Source organism: Mycobacterium sp. SP-6446 (assembly GCF_001954045.1).
Classification (GTDB): domain Bacteria; phylum Actinomycetota; class Actinomycetes; order Mycobacteriales; family Mycobacteriaceae; genus Mycobacterium.
On sequence record NZ_MBEM01000187.1, the window covers coordinates 42,435 to 66,440 of the forward strand.

Annotated in this window: 22 protein-coding genes and 1 riboswitch; of the genes, 14 read left to right on the plus strand and 8 right to left on the minus strand. The window is 67.6% G+C overall.

Going from position 1 to position 24,006, the window contains the following annotated elements:
• Window positions 1-61: 61 nt before the first annotated feature.
• Both A5736_RS17265 and A5736_RS17270 read right to left on the minus strand, forming a co-directional pair.
• Entirely contained in the window at window positions 62-907 is an 846-nt protein-coding gene (locus A5736_RS17265) for a CbbQ/NirQ/NorQ/GpvN family protein (protein ID WP_076247555.1), read from the minus strand.
• 64 nt (window positions 908-971) lie between these two features.
• On the minus strand, window positions 972-2,684 hold the full coding sequence (locus A5736_RS17270) for a nitric oxide reductase activation protein NorD (protein ID WP_076247557.1): 1,713 nt from the start codon (window positions 2,682-2,684) through the stop codon (window positions 972-974).
• 99 nt (window positions 2,685-2,783) lie between these two features.
• Here A5736_RS17270 and A5736_RS17275 point away from each other — a divergent pair, with 99 nt between their 5' ends.
• The 8 genes from A5736_RS17275 (at window position 2,784) to metE (ending at window position 12,264) form a co-directional block, all read left to right on the plus strand.
• Window positions 2,784-3,947 (plus strand): acyl-CoA dehydrogenase family protein, encoded by a 1,164-nt coding sequence (locus A5736_RS17275; RefSeq protein WP_076247558.1) that lies wholly within the window; start codon window positions 2,784-2,786, stop codon window positions 3,945-3,947.
• Complete coding sequence (locus A5736_RS17280; RefSeq protein ID WP_076247560.1) at window positions 3,944-5,044, plus strand: acyl-CoA dehydrogenase family protein; 1,101 nt, start codon at window positions 3,944-3,946, stop codon at window positions 5,042-5,044. Before A5736_RS17275 ends, A5736_RS17280 begins: the two co-directional genes overlap by 4 nt.
• Window positions 5,041-5,970 carry an SDR family NAD(P)-dependent oxidoreductase gene (locus tag A5736_RS17285; RefSeq protein WP_076247562.1) on the plus strand — a complete coding sequence of 310 codons (930 nt, stop codon included), beginning with the start codon at window positions 5,041-5,043 and terminating at the stop codon, window positions 5,968-5,970. The genes A5736_RS17280 and A5736_RS17285 overlap by 4 nt, the downstream gene beginning before the upstream one ends.
• Window positions 5,970-6,617 (plus strand): nitroreductase family protein, encoded by a 648-nt coding sequence (locus A5736_RS17290; RefSeq protein WP_076127716.1) that lies wholly within the window; start codon window positions 5,970-5,972, stop codon window positions 6,615-6,617. The genes A5736_RS17285 and A5736_RS17290 overlap by 1 nt, the downstream gene beginning before the upstream one ends.
• 86 nt (window positions 6,618-6,703) lie before the next feature.
• Window positions 6,704-8,011, plus strand: a complete 1,308-nt coding sequence (locus A5736_RS17295) for a TetR/AcrR family transcriptional regulator (protein ID WP_076247564.1) — start codon at window positions 6,704-6,706, stop codon at window positions 8,009-8,011.
• A 99-nt stretch (window positions 8,012-8,110) separates the two neighbouring features.
• Window positions 8,111-8,953: an SDR family oxidoreductase gene (locus tag A5736_RS17300; RefSeq protein ID WP_076127712.1), complete on the plus strand. Its 843-nt coding sequence runs from the start codon at window positions 8,111-8,113 to the stop codon at window positions 8,951-8,953.
• 147 nt (window positions 8,954-9,100) lie between these two features.
• Window positions 9,101-9,742: an NAD(P)-dependent oxidoreductase gene (locus A5736_RS17305; RefSeq protein WP_076127710.1), complete on the plus strand. Its 642-nt coding sequence runs from the start codon at window positions 9,101-9,103 to the stop codon at window positions 9,740-9,742.
• Window positions 9,731-9,891: riboswitch (cobalamin riboswitch) on the plus strand. It overlaps the preceding gene by 12 nt.
• 75 nt (window positions 9,892-9,966) lie before the next feature.
• Window positions 9,967-12,264 (plus strand): 5-methyltetrahydropteroyltriglutamate--homocysteine S-methyltransferase, encoded by a 2,298-nt coding sequence (gene metE / locus A5736_RS17310; protein ID WP_076247565.1) that lies wholly within the window; start codon window positions 9,967-9,969, stop codon window positions 12,262-12,264.
• Between the two features lie 52 nt (window positions 12,265-12,316).
• On the opposite strand, the gene A5736_RS17315 is transcribed toward metE, so the two are convergent.
• Window positions 12,317-14,056, minus strand: coding sequence for a DUF3556 domain-containing protein (locus tag A5736_RS17315; RefSeq protein WP_076247567.1), 1,740 nt, complete (start codon window positions 14,054-14,056; stop codon window positions 12,317-12,319).
• Between the two features lie 123 nt (window positions 14,057-14,179).
• On the opposite strand from A5736_RS17315, the gene A5736_RS17320 reads away from it, so the two are divergent.
• Entirely contained in the window at window positions 14,180-14,407 is a 228-nt protein-coding gene (locus tag A5736_RS17320) for a hypothetical protein (RefSeq protein WP_076127704.1), read from the plus strand.
• 28 nt (window positions 14,408-14,435) lie between these two features.
• On the opposite strand, the gene prpD is transcribed toward A5736_RS17320, so the two are convergent.
• Window positions 14,436-15,926, minus strand: a complete 1,491-nt coding sequence (gene prpD / locus A5736_RS17325) for a 2-methylcitrate dehydratase PrpD (protein ID WP_139333379.1) — start codon at window positions 15,924-15,926, stop codon at window positions 14,436-14,438.
• 125 nt (window positions 15,927-16,051) lie between these two features.
• Here prpD and A5736_RS17330 point away from each other — a divergent pair, with 125 nt between their 5' ends.
• Complete coding sequence (locus tag A5736_RS17330; RefSeq protein WP_076247570.1) at window positions 16,052-17,434, plus strand: FAD-dependent oxidoreductase; 1,383 nt, start codon at window positions 16,052-16,054, stop codon at window positions 17,432-17,434.
• Between the two features lie 4 nt (window positions 17,435-17,438).
• Here the strand turns inward: A5736_RS17330 and A5736_RS17335 are convergent, their stop codons facing one another.
• Window positions 17,439-17,948, minus strand: coding sequence for a DoxX family protein (locus A5736_RS17335; RefSeq protein WP_076247572.1), 510 nt, complete (start codon window positions 17,946-17,948; stop codon window positions 17,439-17,441).
• 17 nt (window positions 17,949-17,965) lie between these two features.
• On the opposite strand from A5736_RS17335, the gene A5736_RS17340 reads away from it, so the two are divergent.
• Genes A5736_RS17340 through A5736_RS17350 form a run of 3 tightly spaced genes read left to right on the plus strand, consistent with a single transcriptional unit; the run spans window position 17,966 to window position 20,882 of the window.
• A complete protein-coding gene (locus A5736_RS17340) occupies window positions 17,966-18,631 on the plus strand; it encodes an NADPH-dependent F420 reductase (protein ID WP_254848396.1) in 666 nt (221 codons plus the stop codon).
• A 47-nt stretch (window positions 18,632-18,678) separates the two neighbouring features.
• A complete protein-coding gene (locus A5736_RS17345) occupies window positions 18,679-20,271 on the plus strand; it encodes a pyruvate, phosphate dikinase (RefSeq protein WP_076247574.1) in 1,593 nt (530 codons plus the stop codon).
• Window positions 20,268-20,882: a MarR family transcriptional regulator gene (locus A5736_RS17350; protein WP_076247576.1), complete on the plus strand. Its 615-nt coding sequence runs from the start codon at window positions 20,268-20,270 to the stop codon at window positions 20,880-20,882. Before A5736_RS17345 ends, A5736_RS17350 begins: the two co-directional genes overlap by 4 nt.
• Before the next feature lies 1 nt (window position 20,883).
• Here A5736_RS17350 and A5736_RS17355 read toward each other — a convergent pair whose 3' ends face one another.
• The 3 genes from A5736_RS17355 to A5736_RS17365 all read right to left on the minus strand — a co-directional run bounded on the left by A5736_RS17355 (window position 20,884) and on the right by A5736_RS17365 (window position 23,612).
• Window positions 20,884-22,134 (minus strand): WS/DGAT domain-containing protein, encoded by a 1,251-nt coding sequence (locus A5736_RS17355; RefSeq protein ID WP_139333380.1) that lies wholly within the window; start codon window positions 22,132-22,134, stop codon window positions 20,884-20,886.
• A gap of 4 nt (window positions 22,135-22,138) precedes the next feature.
• The gene (locus tag A5736_RS17360) at window positions 22,139-23,041 is read right to left on the minus strand and encodes an alpha/beta fold hydrolase (protein WP_076127690.1); all 903 of its coding nucleotides are present in this window, start codon (window positions 23,039-23,041) and stop codon (window positions 22,139-22,141) included.
• 94 nt (window positions 23,042-23,135) lie between these two features.
• Window positions 23,136-23,612, minus strand: a complete 477-nt coding sequence (locus A5736_RS17365) for a VOC family protein (protein ID WP_076247580.1) — start codon at window positions 23,610-23,612, stop codon at window positions 23,136-23,138.
• Between the two features lie 137 nt (window positions 23,613-23,749).
• On the opposite strand from A5736_RS17365, the gene A5736_RS17370 reads away from it, so the two are divergent.
• Window positions 23,750-24,006: alpha/beta hydrolase (locus A5736_RS17370; protein WP_139333381.1), on the plus strand; the 257-nt coding region annotated here is incomplete at its 3' end.

The window sequence follows — 24,006 nt, forward strand, 5'->3', positions numbered from 1 at the left end:
ATTTGTTCAGACCCTAGCGGGGGCGGTTTAGACCGTCAATCATCGGGCCCAGCTCACCCCGTCAGACCCCATCGGATCCGCCCAGATAGATCTCGACCATCTCGCCCAACCCCTTGCCCACGGCCACGTCGTCGGTCAGCGGCCCCGCGATCGCCGCCCGGGCCGCCTCTCGGATGGTCAGGCCCTCCGCGACCAGCCGGCCCGCCGCGATCAGCACGCGCGTCGAGGCGACCTCCCGCAACCCGCCGGTTTCCAGCCGGCGGATCGCGTGCCCGAAGCGCACCAGCTCGGCCGCGGTCGCCTCGTCCACACCCGCTTCGTGCGCAACGATGGCTTGTTCGACATCGGCTGCGGGGAAACCGAATTCGATGGCGACCATCCGCTGACGCGTGGAATCCTTGAGGTCCTTGAGCACGCTTTGATAGCCGGGGTTGTAGGACACCACGAGGCCGAAGCCGGGTGCCGCGTCCAGCGTGACACCGAGCCGCTCGATCGGCAGCTGCCGGCGGTGGTCTGCGAGTGGATGCAGCACCACGGTGGTGTCCTGACGGGCCTCCACGACTTCGTCCAGATAGCAGATCGCGCCCTCGCGCACCGCCCGGGTGAGCGGACCGTCCACCCACACCGTCTCGTCGCCCTGCAACAGGTACCGACCGACCAGGTCCGCGGTGGTGAGGTCGTCATGGCAGGCGACGGTGATCAGCGGCCGGCCGAGGTCGAAGGCCATCGCCTCGACGAAGCGAGTCTTTCCGCACCCCGTCGGGCCCTTCAAGACGAGGGACAAACCCTGGCGGTATGCCGCCTTGAAGATGGCCTCTTCGCTGCCAATCGCCTTGTAGTAGGGACGTACCGTCTCCACTTCGGGGGTCACGCCGTTCCGGTAAACGACTCCGGACTCGTCGGCCATAGTGTCCCCTCTGTCAGCCGCAGCACCGCGGTGTTTTCGAGCCTATCCGGAACAGATGTTTGTTTCAAGCCCGCTGAACAGCGGCTTTGGGCACCCCCCGACGAACTTCCGCCGATCGCAGCGCGGATCGGAACAGCGGTCCGATCACGCCGGCGAGCTGATCGGGCCGCGCGATCGTCGCGTGCGCGGTGCTGCCAAACACCCGGCGCAGCGAACCCACATCGGTTCCCGCTCCGATCGTCAGGCACACGCAGCCGGTACCGCGGCGGCGCGCCTCGATCAGGGCGCGGCGTGCATCCGCGGCCCCGTAAGCCCGCTCGTAACCGTGGTCGTACGCGAGCCCGTCGGACAGCACCACCAATAGCCGTCGTGACGTGCCTCCGCGTGCCTCGAGCACCGCCGAGCCGTGGCGGATGGCCGCACCGAGGCGGGAGTATGCGCCGGGTTCGAGGCTGTTCAGCCGCTTCATGACTCGGGAGTCGAGGTGGTCGTCGAATCGTTTGACGGGCACCACATTCACCGCGCGCCGGCCCTGCGAGTAATAGGCGTAGAGCGCGACCCGGTCACCCAAATCGTGCAGTGCCACAGCGAGATTGGCGACCGCCGCACGCTGTTGTTCGTGCACCGTCCGTCCGACCGTTCCGGGCTCCGCCGCCGACCCCGACACATCGAGCAGGAGCAGCACCGACAGGTCGCGCCGGCGCCGCAGGCTGTCGAGATATACGGCCTCGTCGGGCACCGACCCGGCCAGCACCTCCACGCGGGCTTCGACCGCCGCGTCGATATCGATGTCGTCGCCCTGCGGCTGGCGGTGCCGGCGGTGCAGGCCCATCCCGAGTCGCGACAGCGGGCGCCGCACACCGATGGCGGCGTCGATCGCGTGCGTCGCCGATGCCTTGATCTGGGGCTCGATTTCGTGCACGGTGCACCACGCGGGGCGGTAGCTCTTGCGCATGACGTCCCATTCCGGATAGGTCACGCCGTCGGCGCCGCCGTGGGTTTCGTGGTCGTCGACCCCCTCGTTCGCGGTTGACGCCAGCGAGGAGACGGCGTGCAGACCGCGGTTGGCGGAGTTCGTACGATGCGTCGGGGTGTGCGCGCCGGGCGGACCACCGCCGCTACCGGTCTTGCGCGCCGACGACAGCATCCTTTTCAGCCACTTGCCGATGAAGCCACCGCCGCCCACCGGGCTGGTGAACATGTCGGGATCGTCGGAATCATCGATCGCGCCTTCGTCCAGCTCGTCGAGTTGCTTCGCGCCGCCACCGCGCGGGACATGACCGGCGTTGCGCCGGTCCTCGGGCTTGGCCGAGCCTGCGGCCAGCACTTTGGCCGCACGGATGACGCCGAATTCCGGCGGCGCGTCGTCGATCGCCTCCCGCCCCTCGGCGATTCGCAGGGAGTCGGCGGCCGACTTCGTGCGACTCGCGACGTCACGGTTGCCCATCGATGCCAGCGCGCCCGGCAGCAGATAGCTATTGCCGACCAATGCGCGATGCCCCTCGATCGCCAGATATCGCCTGGCGAGCCGCGGGCGGCGGACCAGGGAACGCACGACGTCGGGGTCCAGGCTGCCGGCCGCGAGCATCGAAGCCTCGACGGCAACCGCTTCGAGTTTCGCGCGGGCCGGCGCGGAAGGATCCAGGTAAATCGTCTGGCCGTCGGTCCATGGCGGCTCACCCGGTCGCAGTTCGGCAACCGCCACCGCCCTGCCCGCAAGGGCGGAGGCCAGCAGGCCGAAAACCTGCGGCCGGTCGCCAGGAGCGTTGCTTGGCACGCTCCACCTCCGAACGTTGGGACCGCGTTGACCAAATATCTGTTCCAACGTAAAGTCCGGGGCTTGGCCCAGTCAATCGCGCGAGGTAAACAAGAGAACGTGGATTTCTCCTACCCGGCGGAGGTCGAACAGTTCCGCGCCGAGCTGCGCGACTGGCTGTCCGCGAATCTGACCGACGAGCTGATCGCCGCCCGTCGTCCCTCCGGCCGCGACGACACCACCTTCGCGATGCTTCGTGCCTGGAACCGCGCGATGGCCGACGCGGGCTGGGCGGCCGTGTCCTGGCCGCGCGAGTACGGTGGCCGCGGAGCGACGATTCTGGAGCAGCTGGTCTACACCGAGGAAACCACACGCGCTCGGGCACCGTTGCCGCTCAACGTCATTGGCATGAACAACATCGCGCCGGCGATCATGCAATACGGCACCGAGACGCAAAAGACGACGCTACTCCCCCGCATGATGCGCGCGGACGACATCTGGTGCCAGGGGATGTCCGAGCCGGAAGCGGGATCCGACCTCGCCGCGCTGCGCACCCGCGCGGTGCGCGATGGCGACGACTTCGTCGTCAACGGGCAGAAGATCTGGACCTCGCTGGGGCATCGCGCCGACTGGTGCCAGCTCTATGTGCGTACCGATCCCGAGGCCCCGAAACACAAAGGGATCTCGTGCCTGATTGTCGAGATGACGCTGCCCGGCATCGAGGTCCGCCCGCTCGTCACGCTCAACGGCGACACCGATTTCGCCGAGATCTTCTTCCACGACGCGCGAGTTCCGGCGGACGCCCTGCTGGGCCCGCTGAACGGCGGCTGGCAGGTGGCCACCACCACGCTGAGCCACGAGCGCGCCGGGGCCGCACGGCTCTACGCCGAGATGCAGGTGCGGCTGGAGGAATTGGTGGCCGACTTCGCCGCCGCCGATGACCCGCACGGCATCCTGCAGGACCCGATGACGTTACGTCGCCTCGGCGAAATCGAGGTGCGCATCAAGTACCTCGAATTGCTTTGCCAGCGCTCGATTTCGGCGACGCTGCACGGCGGCTCAGACAAGACCGCCATGGGTTCGGCCAGCCTCGCCAAGAGCGTCTGGGGTGAGATCGGACAGGACATGGCCGCCCTGGCCTTCGACGTGCTGGGCACCGGCGGCGAGCAGCACCGGTGGGCCGACTACCGCCTGACGTCGCGTTCGCTGACCATCGCCGGCGGCACGACCCAGATCAACAAGAACATCACCGCCCAACGCGTGCTCGGATTGCCGCGCCAATGAACCTCGAATTGACCGACGAGCAAGTCGCGCTGCGCGACACGGCGCGACACTTCCTCACCGAGAAAGCCCCGATTTCTGGACACGTCCGCGCCCTGCTCGACGACCCGACCGGTACCACCGGCGCCGTCTGGCGCGGCCTCGCCGACCTCGGGACGACCGGGCTGTTGGTGCCGCCCGAGTACGGCGGCGCCGGCATGACGATGGTCGAGGCGGGCATCGTGGCCGAAGAGCTCGGCGCCGCATTGCATCCGGGGCCGTGGCTGTCGAGCGCGGTCGCCGCGCCGCGCGCGCTGGCCAGGCTCGGCGCCGGGGGCGAAGCGGCCGAGCTTTTGACCGGGCTCGCCGACGGAACCACGATCGCCGCGGTCGGACCACTGGATCGCAATGACGCCGCGGTCAGGGCCGGCGGGCGCGACGGCGACGTCGTGCTGCGGGGCGAGTTCGCGATGTCCGACGCCGCCGCGGCGGACGTTCTTCTCGTGCTCGCCGAGAACGAGGACGGGACCGGGCTTTTCGCGGTGAATACCGACTCCGCGGGCATTTTGGTGGCCGCCCAACGGGGTATCGACCAGACCCGCAAGCACTTTCGAGTCACTCTCGATGACGTGCCCGCGCTCCGGCTGGCCACGTCGTCCCCGGATGCCGTTGCGGCCGTGGTCGACGACGTGCTCATCGCCACCGCCGCCGACGCGCTCGGCGCCGCGCGGGCCATCATGGACCTAGCGATCGAATATGCCAAGGTGCGAAAGCAATTCGGCCAGGTCATCGGCTCGTTCCAGGCCATCCAGCATCTGTGCGTCGACATGTACGAAACGGTCGAGCTGGCCCGCAGCGGGGTGATCCACGCGCTGTGGGCCGCCGACCACGCCGACGCGCAGCAGCGCCATCTGGCCGCGTTACGAACAAAGGCATTCGCAGGACGATTGGCCACCGTGGGCGATACCGCGATCCAGGTGTTCGGCGGCATCGGCTACACCTGGGAACACGACGCCCACCTCTACCTCAAACGGCTGCTGAGCTGGAGCGCATTTCTCGGTGGGCCCGACGGCTATCTCACGGAACTCGGTGCGCGCCTTGCGAAAGGTACTGTGTCATGATCGATTTCACCGACCAGGTCGCGATCGTGACGGGAGCGGGGCGGGGACTCGGTCGGCTATATGCGCTGGAGCTGGCGCGGCGCGGCGCCTTGGTGATCGTCAACGACCTCGGCGGCACGATGCACGGCGACGGCTCCGACGCCAGCGTCGCGGACCAGGTCGTCGCCGAGATCGTAGGCGAGGGCGGCGTGGCCGTGGCCTCGCACGACTCGGTCGCAAGCCCGGAGGGTGGCGAGGCGATCGTCGAGTTGGCGCTCACGCGCTTCGGCCGGCTCGACGCCGTGGTCAGTAATGCCGGAATTTTCAACAGCATTCCGTTCGACGAGCTGTCCGCGGACGACTGGCGCAAGATGCTCGGCGTGCATCTCGACGGGGGGTTTTATCTGAGCCAGTCGGCATACCGGGTGATGAAGAGGCAGCGCTATGGCCGGTTCGTGTTCATCTCCTCCTCGGGTGGCATGTTCGGCCAGCCGTTGGAAGCCCACTATGCGGCGGCCAAGGCCGGGCTCGTCGGGTTGTCAAACGTGATCGCGATCGAGGGCGCCGAGCACGGCATCCTCTCCAATACCGTGCTCCCGTTCGGCTTTTCGCGCATGGTGACCGAAACCGTGGGCGACCCGAAAGCCCTTGAGGAGATCGGCTTCCTGGGGGTGATCAAGCCCGAGCTGGTCGTACCGATGGTTGTTTTCCTGGCGAGCCGGGCCTGCGAATTCAGCCACCAGAACTACTCGGCCTGCGCCGGTCGTTTCGCCCGTGTATTCGTCGGCCTCGGCCAGGGCTGGTTCGCGGAGAAAGACAGCAACCCGACCGCCGACGACATCGAAGCTCACCTTTCGGAGGTGTCGGCGACCGAACCGTTCACGGTCCCCGGCTCGATCTTCGAGGAAGTCTTCGCCGTGGCGGCCCAGCTCGGCGTGGGCACGTGATGGACATCGAGTACCTCCTTACCGCGACCCGTTCCGCGCGCAAGTCGCTCGACCTGGATGCGCCGGTCGACATCGACGACATTCGAGAGGCCCTGCGCATCGGGTTGCAGGCCGCCAACGGCTCGAATCAGCAGGCGTGGCGGTGGCTGGTGGTGACCGATCCCGCGTTGCGGGACAAGATTGCCGAGCTGTACCGCGAGGCGTATCTGCTCAGGGTCGGCGGCAACCTGCTCGCCGACATGCTGCCGGCCGGAACGCCCGAGGGCCGGCTCATGTCGTCGACGGAGTGGTTGGTCGAGAACATGGCGCGGGTGCCGTTGCTGGTGATCCCCTGCTATCAGCCATACCTGCCGCGCATCGACAGCGACGAGTCGTTTCACCAGGCCACGCTGTACGGATCGATCTTCCCGGCGGTGTGGAACTTTCAGTTGGCGTTGCACACCCGCGGCTACGGGACGTGCGTCACGACCCTGCACCTGCACCGTGAAGACGAGGTCCGTCGGCTGCTCGGGATTCCGCAGACGTACGTCCAGGGCTGCCTGCTGCCGGTGGGCCGCCTGAAGGCCGGACATGCGTTTCGGCCGGCCCGACGGCGGCCCGTCGAGGAGGTGGTCGCGCGCGACCGCTGGGACGGCCCCGGCCTTTAGAATGGGTCCGTCACCGCTGTATGCAGCGAGTTTATTCCGGGAAGTCTGGTAGCCTTTAACAAAGATTTGGTTCGGCGGGAGGACGAATGGCCAAGGCCGAATCATTGGCTGCGGGGCGACCGGTGGATCGTTTCGATCAAGGCGGCACGGACGACTCGGGAACGCGGCGCACCGAGATCCTGCAGACGGCTGCATCGCTGATCGCCTCCTCGGGACTGCGGACGTCGTTACAGGAAATCGCCGACGCAGCAGGCATTCTCCCCGGCAGCCTCTATCACCATTTCGAGTCCAAAGAGGCGATCCTCGTCGAGCTGATACGCCGGTATCAGGACGATTTGGACCGCATCGGGCTGGCGGCACAGGCGAGACTGGACGAACCCGACTCGAGGCCCGTCGCGGAGCAGATCATCCAGCTGGGATCCGCGATCGCCAATTGCGCCGTGCAACACGCGGCTGCCCTGCAGATGTCGTTCTACGAGGGGCCGAGCGCCGATCCCGAACTCGTGAAGCTCACCCAACAGCAGCCCACCGCGATTCAGCAGGCGATGCTGCAGACGCTGCGCGCCGGCCGGTGGAGCGGCTACATCAAACAAGACATCGACCTTCCCACGCTGGCCGACCGCGTCTGCCAGACCATGCTGCAGGTCGGGCTCGACGTCATGCGCCACACCGCTCCCGCCGACCAGGTGGCCGAGCTGCTGTGCCGAATCATCTTGCAAGGGTTGGCGGCCCGGCCATCTACCGATTCGGCGCTGGACCGGTCCAACGCTTTCAAGGCCGCCAGTGACGTGATCGAGACGTGGGCCGACGACAGCGAGGCCGATCCCCGCGACAAGGCGGCCCACATCCGGGCCGTGGCACGAACGGAGTTCGGCCGCAAGGGATATGAAGTCACCACGATCCGGGACATCGCCTCGGCCGCGGGCATGGGTACCGGGACCGTCTATCGCGTGATCGGATCCAAGGACGAACTCCTCGCGTCGATCATGGAGTCCTTCGGCAGGAAGGTCGAGGCCGGATGGGTCAGCGTGCTGCGTTCGGATGCCACCCCCATCGAAAAGCTGGACGCGCTCAGCTGGGTCAACGTCAACGCACTGGACCGGTTTTCCGACGAGTTCCGGATTCAGCTCGCCTGGATGCGGCAATCCCCGCCGAACACTCCCAACCCCGGTTGGCTGTACGCAACGCGCCTTCGCCAGATGAAATCACTGCTCTCCGATGGAATCCGGTCGGGCGAGATCCGCGTCGACGCCGCCTCCACCGCGATGCTGGCACGGTGCGTCATCGGCCTGCAGTGGATACCGGAGAACATCCTTCGCGCCGTCGGCCGTCGGACGGCGCTGGTGCACGCCCGCGACACCGTCCTGCGTGGTGTTGCCGTGCGCGGCAAGTAGGGCCGCCGCTAATCCGGACCCGGTATTGAGCCAAATAACTGTTACCCATACAGTTGTGCAGTTAGAACCGGGTTGGCAGTTACCGAGAAGGGGATTTCCATGACCATTGTCGATCGGCTGCGCTACGACGGCAAGCGCGCGCTCGTTGTCGGTGGTGCGACAGGCATGGGCGCCGCGGCGGCCAAGTCGGCGGGCGAGCTCGGCGCCGAGGTCATCGTGATGGACTACGCGCCGGTGAACTACGACGTCGCCAAGTCCATCCAGGTGGACCTGCGCGATCCCGCGTCGATCGACGCCGCGCTCGAGCAGCTGGACGGCCCGGTCCACGCCGTGTTCTCGGCCGCCGGCATTGCGGAGGGAACGACGGACCTGATGGCGATCAACTTCCTCGGCCACCGGTACCTGCTCGAGCGCCTGCTCGAGAAGAACCAGCTTCCCTCGGGCGCGGCGATCTGCTTCATCTCCTCGGTCGCCGGCATGGGCTGGGAGAACGACTTGGACTTGCTGAACGAGTTCCTGGCCACGCCGGACTTCGCGACGGCCCAGGACTGGGTCAAAGCGCACGAATCGGAAGGCATCATCCACTACGGCTTCTCCAAGAAGGTGGTCAACGCCTACGTGGCCACCCAGGGCTATCCGCTGCTGAAGAAGGGGATCCGCATCAACGCGATCTGCCCGGGCCCCACCGATACCCCGCTGGCCCAGGCCAACGCCGACCTATGGCTCACCTTCGCGCAGGACTACCGCGACGAGACAGGCTCCAAGGTGCATACCCCGGAGCAAATGGGCGATGTCATGTGCTTCCTCAACAGCGCCGCCGCGTTCGGCATCAGCGGGATCACGCTGCTGGTGGACTACGGGCACACGATGGCGTCGCTCACGGGCGCCTACCCGCCCGGCAAGCCGATCATCGACCTGATCATGGGGCGGGTAAAACTCTAGGGGCGATCGCGAGCGCGGCGTAGCCGGGCGAAGCGGATCGCCGCATAGTCCAAGCCTCGCTCAGCCGTGAGTGCCCGGCCAGCCGGGCGCAAAGCCGCGACTGCCCGGCCAGCCGGGCGCTCGGCGCAAACGCAGTACCGTCGGGGCATGGCACGCATCGTCATCATCGGCGGCCACGGCAAGGTCGCGCTGCAGCTGGCCCACATCCTCTCCGAGCGTGGCGACGAGGTGACCTCGGTCTTCCGCAATCCCGAGCACTCCGACGACGTCGCGGCCACCGGCGCCCAGCCGGTGGTGGCCGATATCGAGCAGCTGGATACCCCCGCGCTTGCCGAATTGCTGAGCGGGCACGACGCGGTCGTCTTCTCCGCCGGAGCCGGCGGTGGCAATCCGGCACGCACCTATGCCGTCGATCGCGACGCCGCGATCCGGGCCATCGATGCGGCCGGGCAGGCGGGCGTGCCGCGGTTCGTGATGGTGTCGTACTTCGGTGCCGGCCCGGATCATGGTGTATCGCAAGATAATCCGTTCTTTGCATACGCCGAGGCCAAGGCCGCCGCCGATGCCCATCTGCGCTCCAGCGCGCTGGACTGGACGGTGCTGGGACCGGGCCGGCTCACCCTCGAACCCGCCACCGGCCGGATCGCGATCGGCAAGGGCAATGGTGAGGTGTCGCGAGCCGACGTCGCGCTCGTCGTCGCGGCCGCGCTGGCAGACGACTCCACCATCCGCCGCACCATCGGATTCAACAATGGCGAAGTGCCCATCGCGGAGGCGCTGGCCGACTGACGCGCCGGCATCGAGCGAGGCATGTTAGACACGCGTCGCGAGAGGGAACCCGGTGAAAGTCCGGGACAGTCCCGCAGCGGTAAGCCCGTAGGAGCACCACGACAGTGCGCCTGCGAGTCCGAAGACCTGCCGGCTGTGCCGGGCGCGCCGTGTCCGGCGGGCTCATCGCCTCGTGGAATGGGCGTTTGGCCGTGGCCGTTGCGGTTGGTGTGCCAAACCGTCGAATGAAGGACGACATCGTGACTCACTTGGTAAGTAGTCCACCATTCACCGCCACGGTTACCGGCTCGCCGCGCATCGGCCCGAAACGCGAACTCAAGCGCGCGACCGAAGGCTACTGGGCCGGACGCACCAGCCGATCGGAATTGGAGTCCGTCGCCGCCACATTGCGCCACGACATGTGGGCAAGCCTGGCAGCCGCCGGCCTGGATTCGGTGCCGGTGAACACCTTCTCGTACTACGACCAGATGCTCGACACGGCCGTCATGCTCGGCGCCCTACCGGCCAGGGCCGCGGACGTCCCCGATGAGCTGGACCGCTACTTCGCCGCCGCGCGTGGCAATGACGAGGTCGCGCCGCTGGAAATGACCAAGTGGTTCGATACCAACTACCACTACCTGGTTCCCGAGATCGAGCCCGCAACCCGGTTCGCGCTGAACCCGGACAAGGTCCTTTCCGAGCTGAAAGAGGCGCTCGGACAAGGCATTCCGGCGCGTCCGGTGGTCATCGGGCCGGTGACCTTCCTGCTATTGAGCAAGGGCGTCAACGGCGGCGGCGCACCGATCGAGCGGCTGCAGGAGCTGGTCCCGATCTACTCCGAGCTGCTGTCGCTGCTCGCCGACAACGGCGCGCAGTGGGTGCAGTTCGACGAGCCGGCGCTGGTAACCGACATCTCCCCCGACGCGCCCGCGCTGGCCGAGACCGTGTACGACGCGCTGGGCTCGGTGAGCAACCGCCCCGCGATCCACGTCGCGACCTACTTCGGCGACCCGGGCGCGTCCCTGGCGGGGCTCGCCCGCACACCCATCGAGGCGATCGGCGTCGACCTGGTCGCCGGCGCCGACACGGCCGCGGCCGGCATCCCGGAATTGGCCGGCAAGACCCTGGTGGCCGGCATCGTCGACGGACGCAATGTCTGGCGCACCGACCTGGAGGCCGCGCTGGGCAAACTGGCGACCCTGCTCGGCTCCGCGGCCCATGTCGCGGTGTCGACGTCGTGCTCGACGATGCATGTGCCGTACTCGCTGGAGCCGGAAACCGAGCTCGACGATGCCCTGCGCGGCTGGCTGGCCTTCGGGCGGGAGAAGGTCGCCGAGGTAGTGACGCTGGCGCGGGCGCTGCACGACGGACGCGACACGGTCGCCGACGAGATCGCGGCGTCCAACGCCGCCGTCGCCTCCCGTCGCGGCGACCCACGGCTGCACAACGGACAAGTCCGGGCGCGGATCGACTCGATCGTCGCGTCGGGCACTCATCGCGGTGAGGCGGCCGCGCGCCGCGCGAGCCAGGAGGCGCGGCTACACCTGCCCCCGCTGCCGACCACGACGATCGGCTCTTACCCGCAGACGTCGGCAATCCGCAAGGCGCGCGCGGCTTTTCGGGCCGGCGAGATCGACGAGGCCGAGTACATCGGCAAGATGCGCAAGGAGATCGCCGACGTCATCGCCCTGCAGGAACAACTCGGCCTGGACGTGCTGGTGCACGGCGAGCCGGAGCGCAACGACATGGTGCAGTACTTCGCCGAGCAGCTCGAGGGCTTCTTCGCCACGCAGAACGGCTGGGTGCAGTCCTACGGCAGCCGCTGCGTCCGGCCACCGATCCTGTACGGCGACGTGGTGCGCACCCATCCGATGACGGTCGAGTGGATCACCTACGCGCAGTCCCTGACCGACAAGCCGGTGAAGGGAATGCTGACGGGCCCGGTCACCATCCTGGCCTGGTCGTTCGTGCGCGACGACCAGCCGCTGGCCGACACCGCCAACCAGGTGGCCCTGGCGATTCGGGACGAGACCGTGGATCTGCAGGACGCGGGTATCGCCGTCATCCAGGTCGACGAGCCGGCGCTGCGCGAGCTGCTGCCGTTGCGTCGCGCCGAGCAGGCCGCGTACTTGCGTTGGGCCGTAGGCGCTTTCCGGCTGGCTACGTCCGGGGTCGCCGACTCGACGCAGATCCACACGCATCTGTGCTACTCGGAGTTCGGCGATGTCATCGGGGCCATCGCCGACCTCGACGCCGACGTCACGTCCATCGAGGCGGCGCGCTCACACATGGAGGTGCTGGACGACCTGAACGCCGCCGGCTTCGCCAACAGCGTGGGTCCGGGCGTCTACGACATCCACTCGCCGCGAGTGCCGAGCGAGGGCGAGATGGCCGAGTCGTTGCGTGCGGCGCTGCGCGCCGTTCCGGCACAACGGCTTTGGGTCAATCCCGACTGTGGGCTGAAGACGCGCAATGTCGACGAGGTCACCGCGTCGCTGCGAAACATGGTCGCCGCGGCGCGGGAAGTCCGAGCGTCGGCCTGACTCCACGGGCGTAACACCACGGCGGCTTTTAGCCCGAAATTTCGCCCTGGCGTTACGCCCGGCGCGCCTCGTCCGACAGCACCTGGACTGGGACGTCGTCGGCCCAGGGTTGGCGGGTCACCATGTCGGCGACCCGGACGATGCCGCGCTCGAATTCGCCTGTGGCGGCGTCGACTAGGCGATACTCCTGGGTCTGCTTGTGGATGGGCTGCGCGTCGAGCAGGACCACACGCACTTCGCCCGGCTCGAAGTGACAGCGCTCCTGCATCGCGGCGATCAGTTGTTCGTTGTGCATGTGGCCGTCGCCGAAGTTCCAGCCGATGGCTGTGCTGCAGATCCGCTCGCCGTCGGTGATGACGTAGTCGTCCTCGTTCTGGCCGGCCATCGCGCGGTGCGCCAATGTGAACAGCGCGCGGCCGTGCGTGTTGAATCCGCGGAACGCGTACCCCATGTAGATCGGGATCTGCGCGGCTTCCGGGCTGCCGTAGAAGCGCTCCAGCTGAGCCTGCGGCATGCTCGCGATCGCCACGATGCCCCTACCGATCTTGTCGTTGGCTGACGGCTTGATGCACCACAGCGTGGTGTCCCAGTTTCCGGCGTAATAGCGCATGCCCGGCAGGAACGAGATCTTGCGCGGGAACAGGTTGCCCAGCGCGACGATGCCCGCGATGACGACGAACAGGATCGCCACCGGCACAGGGTGTTTCAGGTCGCCCAAGCCCAAGCGGGCATGGGCGACGAACAACGACAACACACCGAAGATCATGAAGACGTTCCACTCCAGCGGCACCCCCATGGGGATGGACACCAGGATTCCCAGATGGAAGCACACCATGACGATGGCAGCGATCGTGGTCGGCCAGCCGCCGTGGCAGAAGAACAGCGGCAGCGGAACCAACATCTCGATGGCGGTACTGAGGTGAGCGAGCAACCGCGACAGCAGCCCCGGCCGCAGGTCGTCGGGGAACTTCTCGAAGAAGCGCCGTTTCAGCCACCGGGGCCGCATCAGCGGGTTGTTGGACATCATCGTGGAGATCACGAACGGGAAGTGCTTGTTGAGCTTCGACGTCGCCGCGCCCATCCAGATCACCAGGAACACCAGCTTGGCGGCGACGATCATGTCGACGCCCCCGAACAAGAACGTCACCGTCATGGTCACGTACACCTCGCCGCGAGCGGCGAGAAAGATCACCTTGTCGCGCAGCCCCAGCACGCCGACGAGGAGCAGGATCGTCACGATTTCCCACGTCGGAAGCAACCCGATCGTCGTGCCGAGCTCGGGCACCGGCCCGGTGCCGTCCGAGAAGAGCGCCCGCAGCGTCACCAGCAACAGCAGCGCGTACAGCGCGACATCGAACGGGGTGCGCTTGGTTCCGCTGGTCCCCGGCACACGATCCGGCCACGGTGGCAACCGGATGGTGCCGAACCGCATCCAGTACAGGATCGAGCCCAGGGGCGGGAAGAATCGGTTGTTCAGCGGACCGAAGCCGCAGCCCAGCCCGATCACCTCGAAGAGCATCGTGTAGAGCACGACCTTCTCGAAAACGATCGGTTCCGACCACCACGACGCGACGTTGGTGAAGCCGCCGATTCCGTTGGTGGCCGAGGCAAACAACCACGCGAAAAGGATGTAAAGAAGGATTTTGACGACGTAGAACAGGTGCAGTGCGACCGGTGTGCCGAAGCCCACCTCGGCCCAGTGCCTGGCCATCGGGCGCATCTTCTCGCTGCGGGTGCCCTTGCTCCACTCGGCCATGTCGATCTGCGGCAGATCAGGCTTGAGAAATCCCATGGTTTGACAGATTAGAACGCGTTCTAGGCGCGTGGCTTGGGTAGGGGCGAAGAATCCTTTGCCTGTGGCTCTCTCGCCGGATACGGTGAGGTCGGGTCGGCATGTCCTGGGGAGACATCCATCATGAGCAAACTTCGATACGGCATCGCGGCGCTGATCGCTGCCGTGGCACCGGTCGCCTTCGCCGCCGCGGTCGGTACCGCCCGCGCCGACCCACCGGCACCCGGCGACGCGTGCACGGTATTGCACGCGACCACCAAAGACGCCAACGCCCGGATGATGTGGTGCAACCCGACGATGACCGGCGACCACACGCTGGTGTGGCAGTACGGCGGACCTTCCACGCCTTAGCCCCAAAGCCAAGGCAGCACAATCCAACTCAGCCGAAGATTCCCGGCGGGATGACCGGCGCGGTGTCCAGCATCCGCGGGTCGACCACCACGTTCAGCGTATCGACGGCCTCGAGCTCGGCCAGCGATTCCACCGCGGACAGAAACCGGCGCTGCTCGGCCGGGTCCACGATACCGTCGGCGAGGTCGGAGAACTTCTGCACATACTGTGCGCGCCGAAAAGGCCGCGCCCCCAACGGATGTGCGTCGGCGACGGCCAGCTCGTCACAGATCACCTCGCCGCTCTTAAGGGTCACCTCCGCCCGCGCGCCGAAGGCCGGATCCGTCGAGTGGTAGCGGCGGGTCCATTCGGGGTCTTCGACCGTGGAGATCTTGCGCCACAGCTCGACGGTGTCGCGCCGGTGCGCACGCTCCGGCGCGTAGGAGCGTTCGTGATGCCAGGCGCCGTCCTGCAGTGCGACGGCAAAGATATAAGGCAGCGAGTGGTCGAGCGTTTCCCGTGACGCGTCGGGATCGAACTTTTGCGGATCCCCAGATCCCGTCCCGATCACCACATGGGTGTGGTGGCTGGTGTGCAGCACGATCGAGGCGACCTCGTCGAGATCGCCTAAGCGCTGGCGCAGCCGCCGTGCCATGTCGATCGGCGCCTGACTCTGGTACTCCGCCGAATGCTCCTTGGTGTAGCTGTCCAGGATGGCCCGCTTCGGCTCGCCGGGAGCGGGCAGCGGCACGTGATACTCGCGCTCGGGTCCACCCAGCAGCCGGGCGATCACGCCGTCCTCGCCCTCCCAAATCGGCGCCGGTGAGCGCTCGCCGCGCATCGTCCGGTCGACCGCCTCGATGGCGATCTTTCCGGCGTGCGCCGGCGCGAACGCCTTCCAGCTGGAGATCAGGCCCTTGCGGGATTGGCGGGTGCTCGTAGTCAGGTGCAGCGCTTGTCCGATCGCGTGGTAAATGGTCTCGGTGTCCAGCCGAAGCATGGTTCCCAGACCGGCGGCCACCGAGGGTCCGAGATGCGCGACATGGTCAATCTTGTGCTCGTGCAAGCAGATTCCGCGCGACAGGCCGATCTGGATTTCGTATGCGGTCGCCACGCCGCGCACCAGGTCGGCACCGGGCACGCCGAGCTGCTGCGCCACCGCGACGAGCGGCGGGATGTTGTCGGCGGGATGAGAGTATTCCGCGGCCAGAAACGTGTCGTGGAAGTCGAGCTCGCGCACGGCGACGCCGTTGGCCCACGCCGCCCATTCGGCCGAATAACCGCCCCCAACGCCGAAGACCGCAGCCCCCGGCCGCGCGGGATGGGCCAGCGCCTGCAAGCGGGCCACGGCGACCGGACGGCGCAGCACGGCCGCGGCGCTGACGGCGGCGTTGTCGATGATCCGATTCGCCACCATCTCCGCGGTGTCCGGCTCGACGGCAACCGGATCGGCGGCGACCTCGGCGATCTTGGCGGCCAGATGTTCGGCGCGCGGAAAGTCATCGGAGCTGCGCCGCGTCCGAACGGTATGCACCAACATGATCCGCACACTAGGCGGCACTAGGGCCGACGAGAACGCGCGCAGAAATCCGCGTGAACTCGGCACGGGGGGCGCCCTGATCGGTGTAGTTTGCTGCTGGGGCGGGGCTAGGTGAGGAGCCGATCGTGGCTGATGTCGATTATTGCGTGGTCGGTGCGGGATTCGCCGGGCTGACGGCTGCCCTGCGGTTGAAGCAAGCCGGCCGATCGGTGGCCTTGCTGGAGGCGCGCGACCGGGTCGGCGGTCGAACCTTCACCGTCACTCGCGACGACGGCACCTGGATCGACCGTGGCGGCGCATGGATCGGGCCGGGCCAGGACCGGATTTACGCGCTGATGAGCGAATTCGGTGTGCCGGAATACAAACAGCACCTCGACGGTGACGCGATGATGATCGTCGGCGGCAAGAAGCACCGCTATGGCGGGACGATCCCGTGGACGATGAGCCCCTGGGCCGTCACCAACCTTGGCATCGGTTTGCTCTCGTTCGACAAGATGTGCAAATCGATCCCGCTCGAAGCGCCGTGGGAGGCAAAGCACGCCGCCGAGTGGGACCGCATCACGGTGGGTGAATGGATCGCGAACAACACCATGTCCAAGCAAGCCCGCGAGATGCTCGACATGGTGCTGGCCGGCACCTACACCTCGGCGGGGTCGGAGACGTCGCTGCTGTGGGCGCTGACCCAAATGGGATCCTCCGGCGGGGGTGCAACCTTTGTCATTTCAGTCAAGGGCGGCGCGCAGGAAGCCCGGCCGGTGGGCGGGATGGGCGCCCTGCACCGCCCGATGGTGGCCGCACTGGGCGACGCGCTGCACCTTTCGCAGCCGGTCCGGCAGATCAGCCAAGACGACGACGGCGTGACCGTGAGCGCTGACGGTTTGACGGTGCGGGCTCGGCGGGCCATCGTGGCGATACCGTTGGCGGTCGCCAGCTCGATCGTCTACGAGCCGATGCTGCCGGTGGATCGGGCGCTGCTGCATCAGCGGATGCCAAGCGGCGCGGTCATCAAGATCTCGGCCATCTACGACGAGCCGTTCTGGCGCGCCGATGGGCTGTCCGGCCAGTCGGCCGCGCCGGGAACCCCGGCCTCCCTGACCATCGATGCGTGCACCGATACCGGTAACCCCGGGGTCATGTGCGTCATCACCGAAGGGCCGGCGGCGCGCCGGCTGACAAAGCTCGATGAGGCCGAACGGAAAGCGATCGTCATCGGCGAACTCGTCGACCGGTTCGGCAGCAAGGCCAAAGCGCCGCTGGAATTCCACGAGCAGAACTGGACCACCGAGCGCTACTCCGGCGGCGGGATGATCGGCCACGCCCCGCCGGGCGTGCTCACCGAGTTCGGATACACCCTGCGCGAGCCATGCGGCCGCGTCCACTGGGCCGGGACGGAGAGCTCCGCGATCATGTGTGGCTGGATCGACGGCGCGATCCGCTCCGGCGAACGCGCGGCGGCCGAGGTGATGGCACTCGATACCGAGGCGGTCGCCTCGCCAACGCCGGCGTGACGACTTACCCGGCTTGCTTTGCAGGCGGGCGGTAGAAGATCAGCAACTGGCCGATGGCCCCGCCGAGGCCGAGCGCTACCGACAGCACCAGGCCTTGCCAGCCGTCGAGCCAGTTCTTTCCGAAGATCAGCCAATCCAGGCTGAGCCGCCCGGCGCCCAGCGTCGCCACCACCACGGCGCTGACCGCCAGCACCAGGTTGTACTCCCAGCCCTCCTTGACGATGAAGAAGCCGTTGGGGCGATGCACGGTCCACGCCGCGACCAGCATCAGCGACACGAAGCCCGCAGCCGGGATCGGGGTAAGCAGCCCGGCGGCCAGCCCGAGTCCGGCGGAGACCTCCGTGGTGGCGGCCACGGCGGCGTGGAACTTACCGGGCTTCATGCCGATGCTCTCGAACCATCGGGCGGTGCCCGGTATCCGGCCGCCGCCGAAGAATTTGTTGAAGCCATGCGCGGCGAGTGTCAGTCCCAGCACCAGCCGCAGGATCAGTAACCCGACGTCATACACATTCATAGCTGCAAACCTAGATCATGGGGCAGTCCCGTTCGCGAGTAGCGTTCCTGGACGGGAAGGAGTCTGACATCAAGATCGCAATCATCGGCGCCGGCAATGTCGGCACCACGTTGGGTACCGCCTGGCGCAACCGCGGCCACCAGGTCACATTTGGTGTCCGCAACCCCGACGACCCGAAATACGCCGAACTCGGCGGCGTCGAGACGAACGAATCCGCCGCGGCCGCCGCCGATGTCGTCGTGCTGTGCACGCCGTGGCAGACCACGCAGTCGGCGGTGCAGGGCTGCGGCGACCTCACCGGCAAAGTGCTCATCGACTGCACCAACCCGCTGACCCCCGACGTCACGGCATTAGAAGTCGGGCACACCACCTCGGGCGGGGAGGAAGTCGCGAAGTGGGCGCCCGGCGCCCGGGTCTGCAAGGCGATGAACCAGATCGGTTTCCCGATGATGGACGCACCACAACTGCCGGGCCAACCGGTGATGTTCGTCTGCGGCGACGACGACGAGGCCAGGTCGGTGACCGCCGGGCTGGTCGCCGAACTCGGCTTCGAGACCGTCGACGTCGGCGATCTGACGCTGGCACGACTCCTCGAGCCCTACGGGCTGCTCTGGATCCACCTGGCGCTGCGTCGCGGGTTCGGCACGAACTTTGGCTTCGGACTGCTGCGCGGAGCGTCCTGACATACTCGTCGAGGCCTGCTGGGAAGGTCCCACCGGGGGCGGGCCGCATGACGAGGGGGTGCACCGTGGCGGTCGTCTTGCTCGACGGCGACGCGAATCTCCCGCGCGAGCTGCTGGGCAACAAGGGCCACGGCATCGACGTGATGCGCCGGCAGAAGTTCCCCGTACCGCCCGCGTTCTGCATTACCACCGCGGTGGGCCTGAAGTATCACGCCGACCCGGCGGCGACGATGGATGCCATCTGGGACGACGTGCTGGACGGGATCAGCCGGCTGGAGACCGAGACCTCGCGCACCTTTGGGCGCGGCCCGCACCCGCTGCTGGTGAGCGTGCGCTCGGCAGGCACACACTCCATGCCCGGCATGATGGACACGATCCTGAACCTGGGTATGAACGACGCCGTGGAGCGGGCACTCGCCGCGCAGGCGACGCCCGAGTTCGCCCGCGACACCCGCCGGCGGTTCACGGCCACCTTCCAACGCACCGTGGGCGATACCGCAGGACCCCTACCCGCCGACGCGCACGCGCAGTTGCGCGCGGGCATCGAAGCCGTGTTCGCGTCGTGGAATTCACCGCGCGCGGTCGCCTATCGCGCCCACTACGGCCTGGACGACCGGGCAACGACCGCCGTGGTGGTGCAGGCCATGGTGTTCGGAAATCAGGGCCCCAATTCCGGTGCGGGGGCAGTGTTTTCGCGCAATCCGATCACCGGCGCCGACGAACCGTTCGGTGAATGGCTGCCCGGCGGCCAGGGCGACGACGTGGTGTCCGGGCTCGTCGACGTCGAACCGATCACCGCATTGCGCGCGGAGCAACCGGACGTCTACGACGAGCTGATGGACGCCGCCCGCAGCCTGGAGCGGCTCGGATCCGACGTACAAGAGATCGAGTTCACCGTCGAAGAAGGCAAGTTGTGGCTGCTGCAGACACGGGCGGCCGAGCGCTCGGCGCAGGCGGCGGTGCGGCTGGCACTGCAACTGCGGCGCGAGGGGCTCATCGACGACACCGAGGCGCTGCGACGGGTGACGCCGGCCCACGTCGAGGCCCTGCTGCGTCCGGCGCTGCAGCCCGAAACACGTTTGCCCGCGCCGCTTCTGGCGACCGGCTTACCCGCCTGTCCCGGCGTGGTATCGGGCAAGGCGTACACCGACGTCGACGCGGCACTGGATGCCGCAGACCGGGGGGAGCCGGTCATCCTGGTGCGTGATCACACCAGGCCCGAAGATGTCCGGGGCATGCTGGCCGCGGAAGGCATCGTCACCGAAGTGGGCGGGGCGGCCAGCCACGCCGCGGTGGTGAGCCGCGAACTGGGCCGGGTGGCCGTGGTGGGTTGCGGCCGCGGAGTCGCGGCGGAGCTGGCCGGCAGGCAGATCACCGTCGACGGCAACGAAGGCGAAGTGCGCGAAGGCAATCTGACACTTTCCGCGTGGTCGGAGGCCGATACGCCCGAGCTGCGCGAACTGGCCGACATCGCACGAGCGATCGCCCCGCTGCGCGCCCACACCACCGGCGACCACCCGAGGCTGGACGACACCTCCGAGGCCGCGGTGCGCGCGGCCCTGGACGCCGGGCACAGCGACGTGGAGTCGGCGACCCCGCTGATCGTCATGCTGACCGCGTTGAAGTTGGCGGGCCAGTGACGGAATTGGCTGTGCTGCAAGCGGTCCGACTAAAGGGCCGGGTGGGTCCCCCTGACCTGGCGAAGACGCTGGGCGAAGAGCTCGACGGCGTCATCGCCACCGTCGAACGGCTGACCGCGTCGGGCTTGTTGGTCGACGGCGCGACGCTGAAGCTCAGTTCCAGCGGCCGCGCCCGGCTGGAGCAGCTGCTCGCCGAGGAGCGAAAGGGCATCGACTCGGCCGCAATGGCCGCCACCTACGACGACTTTCGTTCCGTGAACGCCGATTTCAAGGCGGTGGTCACCGACTGGCAGCTGAAAGGCGGCCCGGGCGGCGAGCCCAACACCCACGACGACGCCGAATACGACGCCGCGGTGCTGGCCCGCCTGGACGACGTGCACGCCCGGGTGGTTCCGATCATCGACGCGGCCGCCAGGCAGCTACCGCGGCTGACGGCCTATTCGTCGAAACTGCTTGCGGCACTGGGCAAAGTCAAGGACGGCGAGAGCGCCTGGTTGACCAGGCCGCTCATCGACTCCTACCACACCGTGTGGTTCGAACTGCACGAGGAGCTGATCGGCGCCGTCGGCCTGACCCGCGAACAAGCGGCAAGATCCGGCGACGCGCAATAGCTCACAGCGCCGCGTCGAGCAGTTGCAGGTAGGCGTCGACGCCGGCCCCCTGCCGGAAGGCCGACTCCGCGGCGTGCACGCTGATCGCGACGGTATCGCCGATGCCGTGCACGCCGTGCGTCAGGCTCATCGCCGGCGACAGCGCCGGATAGCCGGCCGTCAACACCACCGGCGCACCCCCGAAACTCAGATCCACGGGGCCGCGATTGACGCTGGACACCACCGTGTTGCCAGCCACCTGCGTCGGCCTGGCGTCGGCGTCGAATTGCGAAATGCCCCAGCGCAGCAGTGGAGCGGGCACAGCAGCGAACGCCCGGTCGGCGGAGCGCATGGCCGGGTGCTCCATGCGACGCCGGCCGTTGGCCAGGTCGGCTGCGATCCGCTCGATGCGCGCGTTCGGGTCAAGATCGGGATACAGCCCGACAACGACGTTACTGAAATGGTTATGGGCATGCGGCACACCGGGTTTAGCCATCGGCACCTCGGCCCCCAGCGACTCGGCGGTGTCGCCCAGGAACGCGGACAGCGCCGTGGAGACCGCCGCCAGCACCCCGACCGTGACGGTCGGCCCGGGCACCTGCGAGCGGTGGCGCACCACCGTGCGCACCGAGCGGACGCCCTCAGGGCGTTCATTGGTGGGCAGCGGCGGCCGGGAGCCGAGCCCCGGCGCCACGAGTCCGGCCCGGGTATCGCGGACCAGCCGCCGATGGGTGCGGGCCGCGTCGACCGCCCGCCACGGCAGAAAACCCGCCCGCGGCCGTGTCACCCCGGGCACCGGCGCCGACCGGCCGAACAACCAGGCCGCCATCGCCGAGGCGCGGGCGCCGTCGCCCAGCGCGTGCGCGACCTGCATGACCGCGACGGAGCCCGGTCCGGCGACGCCCGGAATCCCGCGCACCGGCGTGAAGACGTGCATCCGCCAGGGCATCCGGCGGATGTCGAGCTGGTGTTCGGCGAGCGCGACGACGGCCGCCAGGCAGCCGCGCCAGCTTTGGTCGGCCAAGTCGTGACAAACCACCCGCTCCGATCCGACGGCCGCCGGCACCCACTGCGGGTACGTCATTCGGCTGCCATCCTCAACCCTCATCCGCAGCTCCGCGCAGGCAGCGGCACGACGGCGCAGCTCTTCGACGGCATGCCCGAGATCGGCCGGCGCACCGTCGAATGCGTAGAGCAGGAACTGATCGTTGGGCAGTTTGGCCGACATCCAATAGAACTGGGCATCGACGGCCGCCATGCGGTGCGCCGACACGGCTTCAGCCAGATGGGCCGATAAACGCGAGCACTGAGTCGGCGACTTTGTCGGGCTGTTCCAGCTGCAGAAAGTGACCGGCGTGCTCGACGATGGCCGCCTCGCTGCCGGCGGGGAGCGCCTTTTCCGTCCAGTGCGTGAAAGCCGATGTCATGCAACCGTCGTCGCGGCCATGGAGATACAAACTCGGCAGGATGGGTGCCTCGGTCCAGAGCCGGTTCAACTCGGCGTACCGCTGCGGTGCTCGGGTGTTTCGCAGCGCCCGGTATGGTCCCAGCGCCGCGCGCCAGCTCTCGGCGGTCCCGATCGCGGCGTCGACGTGGCGCAGATCCTCGTCCGCGTGGTAGCCGGGCGACCACCGCCGCCACAGCAGCGGTAACACCCAGGACGCGGAACGCTCTGGCAGCCAAGGCAATTGGAAGTAGAAGATGTACCAGCTGCGCAGCAGCTGACGTGATAGCAGGCGGGCCAGGCGGCCGCGCTCGGTCACCCGGCCCAGCGGGCGGAATGCCGCGGACACCGGGACCGACATGATCACCGCCTTGACGAACGGGCTGTCGGGCATCGCGGCCAGACCGGTGGCCGCCATCGCGCCCCAGTCGTGCCCGATCACCACATCGCGCTCGGTGCCGCCGGCCGCCGCGCGGACGCGGAGGGCATCGTCCATCAACGCACCCACGTGAAAACTGCCGTCGGCCGGGATCGCGGACGGGGCGTACCCCCGCATGAACGGCGCGACGACTCGCCAACCGGACTCGGCCAACCGGGGCGCCATCTTGCGCCATCCGTATGCGGTGTCGGGGAAGCCATGCAGACACAGCGCGATCGGGCCGTCGCTCGGACCCCAGGTCAGCGCCTTCAGATCACCGCCGGGGCCGGGCACGTCGATCCAGCCTGGTTCACCCATCTTGACTCCCTGTTCGGCGCGTCCGCACGGACCAACGTAACCCGTGCGGATATAAGACGGGAGCGACTCGACGATGGGTGGGCGATCGGGCGGCCTACGGGATGAGCTCCGCTGCCCTCTCCAGGTCGGCGATCACGATTTTGCGCATCCCATACATCGCCTGGGTAGCGGCCGCCGCGCGGACACGATCCGGGTGGCCGAGCAATTCGAAGAGTCGGTCGGGAACGATCTGCCAACTCAGGCCGAAGCGGTCCTTCAGCCATCCGCACTGCGATTCCTCACCCCCGTCGCTCAACCGATCCCAGTAGTAGTCGACCTCGTCCTGGTCCTTGCAATGGATCGTGAACGACACCGCCTCGCTGAACGAGAACATCGGGCCGCCGTTGATCCCGATGAATCGGGTGCCGTCCAGCACGAAGCTGCCCGACAGGACCGTGCCCGGCTCGCCTGGTCCGGCGTCGGTGGTGCGGTTGAAGCCCTCGATGTGCGAGTTGGGGAACACCGAAGTGTAGAACTTGGCCGCGTCCTCGAGGTTGTGGTCGAACCAGAGCGAGGGCGTGATCGATGGCATGCCGCCTCCTTCTTGTTAGAGCAGGTGTGTAGTTGATTGACTCCGACGGCGTCAGAAACTCATCGACGGCGGGGCCCGGTAGGGGGTGAATAGACAACCTAGGTAACGTCGGAGGACGACCTACCGAGAGGACGCCAATGAGCGCCGTTAGCAGCAGCCCCACGACGGTCGAATTTTCCGGTGCCGGCGGGATCACTCTGGTCGCCGACGAATGGAACCGCGGCGCCACCGACCGGCCAACCATTCTGATGCTGCACGGCGGTGGACAGAACCGGTTTTCCTGGAAAAACACGGGCCAAATCCTGGCCGACGACGGGTTTCACGTCGTGGCGCTGGACTCCCGAGGCCATGGTGACAGCGATCGCGCGCCCGACGCCGACTACGACGTCGAGAC